General features: G+C 66.0%; 14 protein-coding genes. All 14 read left to right on the forward strand.

All coding sequences use genetic code 11. From position 1 onward, the window contains the following. The first annotated feature begins 79 nt into the window (after window positions 1–79). Window positions 80–940, forward strand: coding sequence for a helix-turn-helix transcriptional regulator (locus tag ACUN0E_RS32265; protein ID WP_408389080.1), 861 nt, complete (start codon window positions 80–82; stop codon window positions 938–940). 292 nt (window positions 941–1232) lie between these two features. Further along, entirely contained in the window at window positions 1233–3428 is a 2196-nt protein-coding gene (gene sctV / locus ACUN0E_RS32270; protein ID WP_445569118.1) for a type III secretion system export apparatus subunit SctV, read from the forward strand. Next, the gene (sctS, locus tag ACUN0E_RS32275) at window positions 3425–3703 is read left to right on the forward strand and encodes a type III secretion system export apparatus subunit SctS (RefSeq protein ID WP_325043860.1); all 279 of its coding nucleotides are present in this window, start codon (window positions 3425–3427) and stop codon (window positions 3701–3703) included. Before sctV ends, sctS begins: the two co-directional genes overlap by 4 nt. Next, the gene (sctC, locus tag ACUN0E_RS32280) at window positions 3703–5811 is read left to right on the forward strand and encodes a type III secretion system outer membrane ring subunit SctC (protein WP_445569119.1); all 2109 of its coding nucleotides are present in this window, start codon (window positions 3703–3705) and stop codon (window positions 5809–5811) included. The genes sctS and sctC overlap by 1 nt, the downstream gene beginning before the upstream one ends. Next, complete coding sequence (sctD, locus tag ACUN0E_RS32285; protein ID WP_445569120.1) at window positions 5792–7174, forward strand: type III secretion system inner membrane ring subunit SctD; 1383 nt, start codon at window positions 5792–5794, stop codon at window positions 7172–7174. Before sctC ends, sctD begins: the two co-directional genes overlap by 20 nt. A 168-nt stretch (window positions 7175–7342) precedes the next feature. Continuing rightward, complete coding sequence (locus ACUN0E_RS32290) at window positions 7343–7558, forward strand: hypothetical protein (RefSeq protein WP_408223457.1); 216 nt, start codon at window positions 7343–7345, stop codon at window positions 7556–7558. 130 nt (window positions 7559–7688) lie between these two features. Then, complete coding sequence (locus ACUN0E_RS32295) at window positions 7689–8192, forward strand: hypothetical protein (RefSeq protein ID WP_445569121.1); 504 nt, start codon at window positions 7689–7691, stop codon at window positions 8190–8192. Continuing rightward, the gene (gene sctJ / locus ACUN0E_RS32300; RefSeq protein WP_445570560.1) at window positions 8192–9088 is read left to right on the forward strand and encodes a type III secretion system inner membrane ring lipoprotein SctJ; all 897 of its coding nucleotides are present in this window, start codon (window positions 8192–8194) and stop codon (window positions 9086–9088) included. The genes ACUN0E_RS32295 and sctJ overlap by 1 nt, the downstream gene beginning before the upstream one ends. Window positions 9089–9169: 81 nt before the next feature. Next, window positions 9170–9865: a SctK family type III secretion system sorting platform protein gene (locus tag ACUN0E_RS32305; protein ID WP_445569122.1), complete on the forward strand. Its 696-nt coding sequence runs from the start codon at window positions 9170–9172 to the stop codon at window positions 9863–9865. Then, a complete protein-coding gene (gene sctL / locus ACUN0E_RS32310) occupies window positions 9847–10476 on the forward strand; it encodes a type III secretion system stator protein SctL (RefSeq protein WP_408335875.1) in 630 nt (209 codons plus the stop codon). Before ACUN0E_RS32305 ends, sctL begins: the two co-directional genes overlap by 19 nt. Further along, a complete protein-coding gene (locus ACUN0E_RS32315) occupies window positions 10473–11852 on the forward strand; it encodes a FliI/YscN family ATPase (protein ID WP_445569123.1) in 1380 nt (459 codons plus the stop codon). The genes sctL and ACUN0E_RS32315 overlap by 4 nt, the downstream gene beginning before the upstream one ends. Further along, a complete protein-coding gene (locus tag ACUN0E_RS32320; protein WP_445569124.1) occupies window positions 11845–12471 on the forward strand; it encodes a hypothetical protein in 627 nt (208 codons plus the stop codon). Before ACUN0E_RS32315 ends, ACUN0E_RS32320 begins: the two co-directional genes overlap by 8 nt. After that, on the forward strand, window positions 12465–13268 hold the full coding sequence (sctT, locus tag ACUN0E_RS32325; RefSeq protein WP_445569125.1) for a type III secretion system export apparatus subunit SctT: 804 nt from the start codon (window positions 12465–12467) through the stop codon (window positions 13266–13268). Before ACUN0E_RS32320 ends, sctT begins: the two co-directional genes overlap by 7 nt. Window positions 13269–13308: 40 nt before the next feature. Next, complete coding sequence (locus tag ACUN0E_RS32330) at window positions 13309–14340, forward strand: EscU/YscU/HrcU family type III secretion system export apparatus switch protein (RefSeq protein WP_445569126.1); 1032 nt, start codon at window positions 13309–13311, stop codon at window positions 14338–14340. Window positions 14341–14342 lie beyond the last annotated feature (2 nt).

Genomic DNA, 14342 nt, shown 5'->3' on the forward strand with positions numbered 1-14342 from the left:
GGAAGAAGCAATAAAAAAAGACCAGGGATGTGCCGGGGTTTGATTCGTAGTCCACTAGAAAAAGAGGAATCCCACCCCAATGACACCGTCAGACGGCTCTCCCGTGGTCGAATGGTTCTCGCAAGCCGATGTGCTTGCCTACCTGCAGCCGCATCACAATGCAGGTGTCGCCCAGGACACTACGAAAAATCGCACGCCTGATCATTTCGTTTTTACCGACCTCATTACCTCAGCCGGAAAATTCGACCCATCCCTGATCGACTTCAGCGAATATCGCACGCAGTTGCGAGACGCAGGCTTCAGCACCTTGAGCTACGGCGCCTTCGAAATGATCGGCCGCCGGGTGCTACACGCGCATCTGCTGCGCGACCTCGCGCCGGTCTCGTTCGCGCAGCCGTACTTCGAGGGCATGTGGTATGAGGTCGATCCACGCTTCGCCGAAGTGCAGCAAAGCGGTTTCCCCGTGGCGTGGCGGCTCGCCCGCATCGACGAAGACGCGCAACGCAGCGGCGACCGGCGCAAGCTCGCACTCGTCGCGGCACTGCGCGCGCATGCAATGAATAGCGGCGTGATCTTCAGCCTGTCGGCCCCGCAACTCGGTCTGAGCGTCGGTGTCGGGCTCACCTCCGAACTGCACGACTCCGACTGGATCAACGATCGCGTGATCGGCACGGCGCTCGCTGTCAGCCTCGCCGTGCATCGCTTCGCGCAGCCGTTTCTCGAGGACCGTGTACGTGCCACGCGCGTCATCGCGCTAGAACCCGAACAGGAAGCGGTCCTCCGGCGGCTCGTGCAAGGCTTGTCCGATCAGGAGATCGCCGACGCACTGCGGACCTCGCTGCACAAGGTCAGTTATCACATCCAGATGCTCGAACGCATCTTCAACGTGCAGAACCGCGCGCAACTCGCCTATCTGGCCGCGCGGCGCGTCGTGGTGTAGGCCTCTTTGCGACGGCGCTGCTGCGCCGTTTGGGCGTTTCGTAGTCGGGCTCGCCACGAGCCGCCAAAGTGTCCCGAACGCTACGAGGCGCCCCCGATTCTCTCCTGACTGTCCCCGCTAAACTCGATCGCAACCGGATACCTGAGGGCGTCGGCTTGCGCGTGCTCCACGCAAGCCGTCCTGCGGTGTGCCGAGCGATGCACTCGCATCCACGCAACGCCGACGCAATGCGTTGCGTGGTCCCGAACCGGATACACGGCCGGGCTATAAACCAGGGAGTCGATACTCGACGATGGCAGATCTGAAGGCGCTTCCGCGCGACTGGCTGCGGCTATTTCCGGCTGGCGCAAATGCGTCCGGCATGCGCCGCGCCGCGTCGCCACGCGCCGATCTGTTCCTCGCGGCGTTCATTGTCGCCGTAATCGCGCTCTTCATCCTGCCGCTGCCGCAAGCCGCGCTCGACGGAATGATTTCGCTGAACCTCGCGATCAGCGTCGTGTTGCTGACAGTGTCGACCTATGTGCCTTCGGCGGTGAGCTTTTCGTCGTTCCCGGCACTGCTTCTGTTCACGACGCTGTTTCGCCTCGCGCTGAACATCGCGTCGTGCAAGCTCATCCTGCTGCACGCGAACGCGGGGCATGTGATCGATGCGTTCGGCCGGCTCGTCGTCGGCAACAACGTCGTCGTGGGTGGCGTGGTCTTTCTGGTGATCGCGGTCGTGCAGTTCATCGTCATCGCGAAAGGTTCGGAGCGCGTCGCGGAAGTCGGCGCGCGTTTTTCGCTCGATGCGATGCCAGGCAAGCAGATGAGCATCGACGCCGATCTGCGCGCCGGCATCATCAGTGCCGAAGAGGCGCGCGAGCGGCGCGAAAAGCTCGAGCAGGAATCGCAATTGCACGGCGCGATGGACGGGGCGATGAAGTTCGTCAAGGGTGACGCAATCGCCGGGCTCGTGATCGCGTTCATCAATATCGTCGCGGGTATCGCGGTCGGCACGCTGATGCACGACATGAGCATCGGCGAGGCGCTGCAGCGTTACGCGATCCTGACGGTGGGCGACGGCATGGCGTCGCAGATTCCCTCGTTGCTGGTATCGATCGCCGCCGGCATCGTGACGACCCGCGTCGCGACGCGCGACGCCCGTCAGCGTCAGTTGGGCGAGCAGCTTGGCGAACAACTCGGCGCGCACCCGCGTGCGCTGCTGATCGCCGCGCTCGTACTCGCCGGTTTCCTGATCGTGCCGGGCTTTCCGAAGTGGTCGTTCGCGCTGATCTCGGCGGCGCTCGGCACCTTTGCAGTCGTTCAGATGAAACGGCGCACCACGGCGCCGACCTTCAACCTGATCAGCATCACAGGACGCGTCGGCGATGCACAAGGCGAAGGGCAATCCGCGCGTGTGACTCATTCGGCCGGCGTCACCTCGCTGATCGCCGTGACGCTCGCGGCGGACCTGCGCGGCGCGCTGAACCTGGCGCACTTGCAGGCTTCGCTGTCGAGCGCGAAAGCTCGGGTCGACGCGGACATCGGCACGGTGTTTCCGCGCATCTCGCTCGCCGACGACGAAACGGCGCCGGACGGCACCTACCGGATCTATCTGCAAGACGTGCTCGCCGCGCACGGTGCGCTCAAACCCGGCTGGTTCCTGTGGGACGGCGTGTCGCCGCTGCCGGAACAGGCCGAGCGGCAGCCCGCCGAAGCATTCGGCCCGTTTACAACGGCGTTGTGGATCAAGGGCGACACGGCGCAAGCCGAAGGCAAACCGCTCTCGAGCGAAGCGGCGCTCGGCGCGCATGTCGAACAGATCGTGCGGCAGCATGCCGACGAATTGCTCGGCATCCAGGAAACCCAGGCGCTCGTGCATCTGGCGCGGCGCGACCATCCGGAACTGGTCGGCGAACTGACCCGGCTCGTGCCGCTGCAGCGCGTCACCGAAGTGCTGCGCCGCCTGCTCGCCGAACAGGTACCGATCCGCAATCTGCGTGTGATCTTCGAAAGCCTGATCACGTGGGCGCCCAATGAGCCCGACGACGTGATCGCGCTAGTCGAACTGGTGCGCATCGACCTACGCCGGATGATCACCGACCGGCACGCGGGCGCGGCGCGCCAACTGCGCGTCGTGCTGTTCGAACAGAACCTGCAGGAACGCATCGAGAAAGCGGTGATGCGTACCCGGCAGGGCAATTTTCTGGCGCTGCCGAGCGGCGTCAAGCAGGACATCTGCGAGCAGGTCCGCGCGATCGTCAATGCGTCGAGCGCGGCGCCGGGCGCGCACGGCAATGCACGGCTCGCGGTGATGATCGCGCTCGGCGCGCGCCGCTACGCGAAGTCGATTCTGCAGCCCGTACTGCCCGATCTGCCGGTGCTGTCGTATCAGGAGATCGAAGAGGACGTGCAGTTGCATACGGTGGGCTGGGTGAAAAATCCCGCCGACGACGGCACGCCAGGCGCTGGCGCCGACGTGCGGACGGCAACGGGGGCCACGCCATGACGAGCTCCACGATTCTCGACTTGACGCAGCAGGCGCTGATGCTGGTGCTGCTGCTGTCGCTGCCTATCGTGCTGGTCGCCACCGTTACGGGTCTCGCGGTTGCGGTGCTGCAAGCCGTCACGCAGGTGCAGGACGCAAACCTCGGCATCGCCGTCAGGCTGGTCGCCGTGATGGTTGCGCTGGTGGTGTTGTCGGGATGGCTGGGGGGCGAGGTGCTGCGCTTTGCGCAGCAAGCGCTGACGCGATTATTTGTTTCCACAACAGGTGTTTTCTGATGCGCCGACGTGCAGTTCCGTTCTCCTTCGACAGGCGGCGTGCGCAAGCCGCCGCGACGCTGCTGTTCGCTACGGCCCTCCTCTCCATGTCGCTGTTCGCGGCGCTGTCGCAGCCCGCGCGCGCGGCCGAACTGCGCTGGCGCAACCGGCCCTTTACCATCGTCGCGAATGGCCGCAAGATCGCCGACTTCATCCGCGAGCTCGCGTCGTCGCAAGGCGTGACGGCGGTCGTCGATCCGAAGGTGGACGGCGTCATCAGCGGCCGCTTTTCCGGCACGCCGCAGCAAACGCTCGACACGATCTGCTCGACCTACGGCCTCACGTGGTACTACGACGGCTCGTTCCTGTACATCGATCCGGCGGATCAGTCGCAAAGCCAGGTGATGCCGATCCCGCCGAATTCGGCCGGCGAAATCGGCCGCGCGCTCGAGACGATGCAGATCACCGACAAGCGCTTCGCGCTTGTCATCAACGACCGCGCGAACAGCATCTATGTGTCCGGTCCGCGCCGCTATATCGAACTGGTGCGGCAGGCGGTCGGCTCGGTCGGCAATCCGTCGTCGAACGGCCAGCTTGCGGACGTGCGCGCATTCCGGCTGCACTACGGCTGGGCCTCCGACTTCACCGTGAACCGCTCGGGCAAGGAAGTGGTGATCCCCGGCGTCGCGACGATGTTAAAGCGCCTGTACGGCAAAGGCGGCAATCACAGCAACACCATGCCGGTGAATGCGACGCTCGGCGCGGCCGCACGGCAAATGAAACTCGGCTCCGGCGTGACGATCGCGGTGCCGCGTATCGAGTTTCCCGATATCGCGGGCGGACCGTCCGCCAACAGCGGCTACGGCGCCTCGGGTCTGTCGACGGATGGCGTGAGTCCGTTCGCGAACAACGCGGGCGGCGGCGACACGCTGCCGCAGATCGAAGCCGATCCGGCGATCAACGCGGTGCTCGTGCGCGATCTGCCGGAGAACATGTACCGCTACCAGTCGCTCATCAACGACCTCGACGTGCGGCCGCGGATCGTCGAGATCAATGTGACGATCATCGATATCGACGAGAACTCGCTCGACAGCCTGGGCATCGACTGGCGCCTGCATACGTCGCATGGCGACGTGCAGATCGGTAACGGCTCAAGCCCGCTGAACGGCAACACGCAATACAACGGCAGCGGCAACCCGCCGCTCACGTTCGGCGTCGGCACGAGCGAACAGGGCCAGACGGGCACTTTCCTGCCAACCGGTATCGCGCTCACCGCTTCGATCGGCGGCTCGTTGCGCGACTATCTGCTGACCCGCGTCAACGCACTCGCGCAGAACGGCAATGCGGAGCTGCATTCGAAACCGAAGGTGCTCGCACTCGACAACACCGAGGCCATCCTCGAAAACCTCACGCAGTTCTACGTGCAGGTGCAGGGCTACCAGGATTCGTCGCTATACAGCGTGACGACCGGCACGAGCATCAAGGTGACGCCGATGATCGTCGACGACAACGCGGCGCAGCCCGCGAACGTGAGCGCAACGCCGGGCGCAAACCCGGAAAGCGTGATGATGTCGATCGACATCCAGGACGGCAATGTCGTACCCGGCCAGTCGGTATCGAACATCCCGGTCATCCAGCAACGCAACATCGTCACCAAGACGATGATCGATGAAGGCAAGAGTCTCCTGATCGCCGGCTTCAACAACGACCAGGTCCAGATCAACAAGAGCGGCGTGCCGTGGCTGTCGAACATTCCGTGGATCGGCAACCTGTTCAAGTACACCGACAGGACCGGCGACCACATGGAGCGTTTCTATCTGCTCACGCCGCGCGTGGTCAGCAACGCGTCGATGTATGCGCCGGACGGCGCGCCCATCAACCCCGGCGCGGGCAGCACGCCGGATGCGAACGGTATGTCGATGTACCGGCCGCCCGACAACGATATCGCCGTGCCGCTCACGCCCAAGCCGCTGCCCGGCTCGCGTTTCGGCCCGCCCCTGCCCCCGCCGCCGAAAGACCCGGCGTCGCAGCCGGCAGCGACGCAAAGCAGCGCCCAGTCAGGATCGCAAGCCGGTGCGCCGACCAGCCCGCCAACAGGATCGCAGGATCATGTCTTCAACCACCCTTGATCCGCACCGCACCGCGTTGAACGCGCCACCCGCGCCTGCGCAGGATGCCGCGGCGTCGCCGTGGAACCTGTGCTTTCTGAGCGGACCGATGTACGGCCGCACGATGTCGCTCGCGCGCGGCGCGAACTGGATCGGCACCTCGGCCGACTGCGAAGTCATCCTGCCCGATCGCGAGATCGGCGCGAAGCAGGTGTGCCTGCAGGTCGGTGCGCTAGCCGTGACCGTGCAAAACGTCGGCACGGAAAGTAGCGCGCCGGTGCTCTTCAACGACGAAGCGCTCGCCGCGGGCCGCCGTTCGCTGACGCCCGGCGACGTCGTGACAGTCGGCTCGATTCGACTCGGCATTGCCCGCAATGCGCAGGCTGCCGCCGCGCTGCCCGCCGAAAGCGAGAAGCCGTCTGCTGAACACGACACGGTGTGGCCCGGCTGGCTGGCCGGCGCGATGCGCCGCGTCGGCAGCCGCCGCTTCGTGCTGGTGCTAGCCGCACTGTGGCTCGGCGTGGCGCTGGGCGCGCTCGGCTACGGCCTGGTCGCGTGGTCGGGCAGTCTGCCGTGGCAGCAGGAATCGGCGCTCGCGCGCGTGCACCGGCTGCAGCAGGCGCTGCGTGTCTATCCGGAACTGAGCGTGGCGCCGCGTGACGACGGCGCGCTCGTCACCGGCTACGTGAAAGACGGCGCCGAGCGCGACAAGGTCGCGCAGATCGTCGCCGGTGTCGATAACGCGGCGCTCGGCAATCTGTATGTGGTGAGCGACCTGCTCGCGACCGCGCAAACCTACTTCAGCGATACGCCGCTGACGGTGTCGTATCTCGGCCGCGGCAAGATCGAACTCAGCGGCGACGCGCCGCGCACGCAGATCGCACAGCGCATCCAGAACTACATGAAGGACGCGCGCCCCGCGCTCGAAGTCGTCGATCACGTGCATTACGACGACCCGGCGGCGCCGACGCACACCGGCATGCTGGGCGGCGCCGGCGGCATCCCCGAGATCGTCACCGTGTTCGCGGGAGACGGCGACCAGCGCTACATCGAGACCGCCGACGGCAGCCGCTATTTCGAGGGCGCGAAGATGAAACAGGGGCCGACCGTCGTATCGATCGGGCCGGACGAAGTGGTGTTCGACAGCGAAGGCCGCCGGATCACGATGCCGCTCGGCGGCAGCCGCGCCGGCACGCCAACCGCGACACCGGACGGCGCCTCGACCGCGCTCGTGACGGGTGGCGCGGCGGCAGGCGTGGCGTTGCCGGCGGCCGGTTCGGGCGCGCTTCAAGCCAGTGCGGCGGCGGCACCCGCCTCGCTGACGCCGAATGCCTCGGGCACACCCGCTTTAGCCGCACCGACGCGTGCGGCTAAAGCGCCGTAGGAGCAGCAACACAGGTATCAACTATTCGCGTGCGGCGCGCCACGAGCGGCGCCTCACGCCACCCGACGCAGGCCGGCGCGTTCACCCGCAGCGCGGCGGCAGGCGAAAGCGGCGTACGGCATAAGGCCGTGCTGCCGAAGTCGTTGTTCACGCACCAAGGAGCTACACATGAGCACAACTCAACCCAGCGGCCCCGTCACCGATACCGGCGCCGTGCAGGACCAGGCCAACCAGTTGATCGAGGCACAGACGAAGCTGACCGAAATCCAGTTCCAGGTACAAAGCTCGACGAGCACCTTCCAGACCACCGGCGCGGTGACGTCGGCAGCCGGGACGGCCGCGTCGCAGGCAGCGGAGCATATCGGTTCGGCAGGCCGCTCCTGAGCCCGGGCGCTGGCCGCCCGTGCGTCGCGGGACCGCACCCGCCGGTGATAGTCATCGGCGGCGGGGTTGCGCACGTGCAGAGCGGCCGGTTGCCCGCGCTGTCCCATGCTATCCATAAGGAGAGCAGATCATGAATGTTTCAGGTGTCGCACCGCCCGCCACAGCAGCGCTCGCAAGCGCTGCGCAGACGGCTCAGACTGGCGCGCAGAACAAGGCCCAGGACGGGGCGCAGATCCGCCAGTTCGACGGCCTGATGCAGCCGTCCGATACGCATGCAGCCAATGCGTCGGCGGCAGCCGGCCAGCCCGCCGCCACTCAAACGGCGCAGACCGTGGCCCTCCAGTCGCCCACCACGGCAGTACAGATGACGCCGCAGACGGCGCCCTCGTCGCTCGTCGAGCGTTTGCGCGATTTCACAACCGATCTCGACACGCGCTATTCGAAGCTGCAAAACCATCAGGTTCAGATGCTCACGTCGATGACGCAGAACGCCAACGATCCGATGATGGCGATGGCCCAGGCGATGGACTTCCAGTGGAGCGCGACGACCACGATCTCCGAATATCAGTTGAGCCTCGCGGTCGCCCAGGCAACCAACGGCTTGACCCACTCGATTCTGAAGAACCAGGAATGATGGCGCACCGTTTCACTCAGGGTTTCGGACGGCTCGCACATTGCGCGCGTGAGCACACTTCGCGCGCGCCATTCCGTCGTTGCGTGGCGCGCGTGGTGCTCGCCGGCGCGCTCGTGCTGCTGGCGGGCTGCCAGAAGGAGTTGTACTCGAGTCTGTCCGAAGCCGAAGCCAACCAGATGATCGACGTCCTGGGCGACGCCGGCATTTCGGCGTCGAAAGACAACGACGCGCGCGATGGATCCGACCAGCAGTCGTGGCAGGTCGAAGTGTCCGAGAACGACCTCCATGCCGCCTTGTCCGTGCTGCGCACCAACGGCCTGCCGAAGCCGCATTTCGCGAGCATCGGTGAACTGTTCCAGAAGCAGGGGCTGGTCTCCACGCCCGCCGAAGAGCGCATGCGCTATCTGTACGGCGTGTCGCAGGATCTGTCACGCACGCTGCAGGACATCCAGGGTGTCGTCATCGCCCGCGTGCAGGTGGTGATTCCGGAAAACGATCCGCTCGCCGACAAGATCAAACCGTCTTCGGCCGCGGTGTATATCCGCTACAAACCGGGTGTCGATCTGCGCGCGATGGCGCCGATGGTGAAGGACCTCGTCGCGCACAGCATCGAAGGATTGCAGTACGACAACGTATCGCTGTTTTTGCAGCCCGCAGCGGAACAGGCCCCGCCCGTCAACGGCATTAGCAGCGCCGTGAACGACATCGTGCGCCTGCGCTCGCCGCTCGGCTGGCTGGTCGGTGCGCTGATCCTGTTGACGCTCGCGGTGATCGCGCTGTCGGCCGCGCGGCGCGGTATGTTCGGCGGCCGTCTTGCCGGGCTGCTCGGCAGCGGCCGCGGCGGCGAAGCGGGTACGCGCAGCATGCGCGCGAGCGGCGCGCGGGACAGTGCCTAGCCCCCGCCGACGCCGTATGCGTGCCGCGCATCGCGCCCCGCCCTTGTCGCTCTTGTGGCCGGCAACGCCATGGAGCGCTGCATGAGCACACCGTGGCTGCATGCACTCGACACGCCCGCGCCGCCGCGGCGCGTGCCGTTCTACCGGATGGTGTGCGAGTTCAACCTGCGCCCTGACCTGTACCTGCACGTCACACGCGTGCCGCCGGAGTGGCCCGCCGCCTACCGGCAACTGTCGCGCTTCGGCGACGCGGGCCGGCGCCTGATCGCGCGTCATCTGCTCGACGCGCAGGCCGTCGCGCGGCTCACCGACTTCGACGCCGCCACCCCGCTCGCACGGCTTGCACTCTTGCCTGGCGCCGCGCTCGAACAGCTCGCGACGTACGCGGGTTTGCTGCTGCACCGGCACTGGCTGCGCGACGCGTTGCAGGTGCGCCGCGTGCGCGCTGAAATCGTCGCGAAAGTCGGCGCGGATGCGTTGGCGCTGACACTCGAACGCGCGCCCGAATTCACCACGCTGGGCGACACGCTCGAGCCGTGGGCCGCCGATCCCGCCGTCCTGCCGGCATTGATTCGCGCGCGCGGCGGACGTCTGGTCGCCGACTTTATCGCGGCGGCCGGTGTGCCGGTCGAACGCCGCGTGCGCCTGAAATTCAATCGCGCGATCGACGACGAAACGCCCTATCTGCTCAATCACGCACAGCGCGACCAGTTCGGCGAGCTGCTGTTTCTGTTTCTGATTCCCGAGAGGTTAGCGACATGGGATTGGCTTTTCTGATTACCAGCGACAACCTGCAATTGCTGTCTGAACGCAAGGTGCTCAAGGAACGCGAATACGCGGCACTGCTCGATGCATCGGCGGTAATCGCAACGGCGCGCGAGGAAGCCGAGCGGATTGTCGCCGCCGCGCAGCGCGAGTTCGAAGCACGCCAGGCGGCCGGCTATGAAGAAGGTCTGCGCCGTGCGCAAAAGGAATACGCGGCGCAGACCTATAGCCAGGCGTTGTCCGCGGCGAAAACCATGGAGTCGATGAAAGATTCGATGGCGGAAATCGTTGTCAAGGCCGTGCGCGCGATCGTCGGCGAAATGAAACCGCAGCAGCTTTACGAAGCCGCGCTCACCCGCATCATGCCGCTCGTGCGCGACGAAGCCTTTCTGATCGTGCATGTCGCGCCGGGCCGCAGCGACGAGATGAAGGAGGCGCTTGCCGGGGCATTCGCCGGACAGGCACTGTCGCAGAAGATCCGCGTCGTCGAAGACGCGCAGCTCGCAACCCGGGCCTGCATGGTCGAAACACCGTCCGGGCGTATCGACGCGAGCCTCGATCTGCAAATCGACGCGCTGCGCCAGGCGATCCGCCGCGAACCGCTCAAAGGCGCCGCGCGATGAACACCTACAGCGGCGGCGCCGCGCATCCCGAGGATGACGACGACGCGCTATCGCTCGACAGTGGCAGGCTGGTCGGCGATCTGGATGCAGGACTCGCGTTTTTCTCGCCAGTGTCGGTGCAAGGACGCGTGAATCATGCGGTCGGGCAGATTCTGAACGCCACCGGCATCCGCGCGCGGCTTGGCGAAATCTGCGAATTGCGCACGCCCAATCAACCGACGCTGCTCGCCGAGGTGGTCGGCTTTTCACGGCAGACCACGCTGCTCACGCCGCTCGGCGAGGTCGCCGGTCTGTCGCCGGAAACCACCGTCGTGCCGTCCGGGCGCGAACATATGTTTCCGGTCGGCGCGGCGCTGTTCGGCCGCGTGCTCGACGGCCTCGGCCAGCCGCTCGACGACCGCGGCCCGGTGACCGGTGCGGCATGGGTATCGACCCAGCAGTCGCCGCCCAATCCGCTGGCGCGCCGGATGATCGACACGCCGTTCGCAACCGGCGTGCGGGTGATCGACGGCCTGATGACGCTCGGCGAAGGACAGCGCGTGGGTATCTTCGCGCCCTCGGGCGTCGGCAAGAGTACGCTGCTTGGCATGATCGCGCGCGGCGCGAAGGCCGACGTCAACGTGATTGCGCTCGTCGGCGAACGCGGCCGCGAGGTACGCGAGTTCATCGAACATGGGTTGTCGCCCGAGGTGCGCGCGCGTTCGATCCTCGTCGTCTCGACCTCGGACCGGCCGGCGATGGAACGCGTCAAGTCTGCGCTCGTCGCCACCGCGATCGCCGAGCATTTTCGTGATGCGGGCAAGCGCGTACTGCTGCTTGTGGATTCGCTGACGCGCTTTGCGCGCGCGCAGCGCGAGGTCGGCCTCGCGAGCGGCGAGCCGCCCACGCGGCGCAGCTTTCCGCCGTCGACCTTCGCGGTGTTGCCGCGTTTGCTCGAACGCGCGGGACAAGGCGCCACGGGCTCCATCACCGCGCTTTACACCGTGCTGGTGGAAGGCGATGAAGAGTCGGACCCGATCGCCGAAGAAGTGCGCTCGATTCTCGACGGCCATATCGTGCTGTCACGCAAGATCGCGCTCGCCAACCGTTATCCTGCGATCGACGTGCTCGCGAGCCTGTCGCGCGTGATGCCGCTCGTGACTACCGCGGTGCATCAGCGTGCCGCGGGGCGGCTGCGCGAACTGCTCGCGAAGTATCAGGAGATCGAACTGCTGGTGCAGATCGGCGAATACCGCGAGGGCAGCGACCGGCTCGGCGACCTCGCGCTGCGCGCCCGCGATGCGTTGAGCGCCTTCTGCGCGCAGCCCGCCACCGAGAACGCCCCGTTCGATGCGCTGCTCGCGCGTCTCACGCGCCTCGCCAACGATCATGTCTGAAGCCGACGATGCTGCCGTGCTCGCCACCCTCGCCCGTCTGCGGCGGGTACGCGAGATGCGCTCGCAACTGGCGCGCGTCGCGGCCGCGCGTCAGCAAGGCATCGCCGCGCAAAGCCGGCGTGCACTCGACGACGCGCAACAGCGCCTGAACCAGCAGGTGGCGCTCAAGGCGGCGATCCAGCAGCGCCTCGTGGACGGTGCGGCCGGGCACATTCCTGCCGGCTCGGCGCGCGCCCTGCAGGAAGCGGCCGCCGACACGCGCACCGCGAATCTGCAGATCGGCACCGCCACGCAATCGGTCGAACAGGCCGACACGACCCACGACGGCCACGAAGCCGAACTCGCGCAACTGCAACGTGCTGCAAGGCGCGCAAAAGCCGCTGAAGACAAGCTCGAGAAAGCCGGTGAAAAAGCGCAACGCGCGCTCGCCGCGCGCGTCGAACGCGCCGCCGAAGAGGTCGCGGACAGTCACGCAATCCGCGGTTTTTCATCTGCGGCGCGATTCGCGAGCGCCGCGGATCATGCAACGGCAGCACGGGCTGCCGAGCCTGCCGCCGAAGAAGACGTCCCGCCACAATCCGACGCTCCGCCCTTCCCCCACGCCAACAACCGATGCTAGATCAGGCGCAGAATTTCACCGACATCGCCGCGAGCGCGAGGCCGATCCTCTTCGTGATGCCGCGCCTCCTGCCAATCATGCTGATCGTGCCGGTCTTCAACGAGCAGATCGTGACGGGTCTCGTGCGCAACGGTCTCGCGGTTGTGATCGCCGCGTTCGTCGCGCCGGCCATCGACCCCGCGCAGATCGTCGATCTGCCGTTCCTGATCTGGTGCCTGCTCGCCGCGAAAGAAGCGCTGATCGGCATCCTGCTGGCCGGCGCGATGAGCGCGGTGCTGTTCGCGATCCAGGGCGTGGGTTATCTGATCGACTTCCAGACCGGCAGCGGCAATGCGGCTTTCTTCGATCCGATGGGCGGCCACGACGGCGGCCCGACCTCGGGCTTCCTGAACTACGTCGCGATTACGCTATTCGTCACGGCGGGCGGCCTGCAGATGATCGTGCAACTGTTCGCGCAGTCCTACACATGGTGGCCGATCGGCGCGCTGACGCCGAACCTGTCCGCGGTGCTCTCCACCTTCATCCTGCGCCAGACCGATGCGGTATTCGTGTGGATGGTCAAGCTCGCCGCACCCGTCGTGATCGTGCTCGTGCTGGTCGAAGCGGGCATCGGGCTGATCGGCCGTGCGGTGCCGCAACTGAATATCTTCACGTTCTCTCAGCCCGTGAAGAGCGCGCTCGCGATGCTGATGATGGTGATGTTCATGCCGCTCGTGTATGCGTCGCTGCACGCGCAGTTGAGCCCCGACAGCGGCATGATCGCGCTGCTGCGGAGCTTGCTGCAAAGCGCGCCGTGAAGCCACTTCCGTCAGGACAGACACAAAAGACGCACACACCATGGCCGAAAAGAGTCAGCAACCCACCGCCAAACGGCTGCGTGAAGCGCGCGAGAAAGGCGACGTTCCGAAAAGCGCGGAGACGATTTCGACCGCGGTGTTTGTCGGCGTCTGTATTGCGGTAACAGCAGGCGGTGCGCAAATTTTCGCGTACGTGCAAGCGCTGTTCCGGCTCGTGTTCGAGGCGAGCGGCGCTGCCGATCCCGGCGCGCGTATCGCGGTGCTGCTCGACGGCGCCGCGCATGCGTGGCTGCAGGCGTCGCTCGTCTTTGTCGGCGTCGGCTTTGCCGCCGGCGTGCTCGCGGGTTTCGTGCAGGTCGGCGGCGTGATGGCATGGAGCCGGCTCGTGCCGTCGCTCGGACGCATCAATCCGGCTGAAGGGTTGAAGAACCTATGGTCGCTGCGCAACCTCGTCAATCTCGCGAAGATGCTGCTGAAGACCACGCTGCTGATCGCCGTGCTCGGCTCACTGATCTACGCGTCGCTCGATCCCTCGGTGCAGTCCGGCTTCACGCGGCCGCTGTCGATTCTCGCGCTGCTCGCGCATCTGCTGGTCATGCTGTTCGGCTGGGTCGCGCTCATCTTCATCGTGATGGCGTTGATCGATATCGTGCATCAGCGTTTCGAGTTCAGTCAGAAGATGAAGATGTCGATCGAGGACGTGCGGCGCGAACGCAAGGAAGACGAAGGCGACCCGCATATCCAGTCGCGGCGCCGCATGATCGCGATGGAAATGCAGCTCGCGTCGCTGAATGACAAGATCGGCTACGCCTCGGTGGTGGTGTATTCGTCGCGCGTGGCGGTGGCGCTCTATTACGGAGGACTCGGCACGCTGCCTTGGGTACTCGCGCGCGGCGAGGGCGAAGTTGCCGAGCGAATCGTCAAGCTGGCGCAGACTGAACTGAGGCCGACACTCGCAAACGTCGGGCTCGCTGAAGCGTTGTACGAAACGACGCGTGAGAACGGCACGATCGAGGCGCACCATTTCGAAGAAGTGGCGCGGCTGCTGAAGTGGGCGAAAGGCACCGGCTAGCA

The organism is Paraburkholderia sp. D1E (assembly GCF_052682275.1).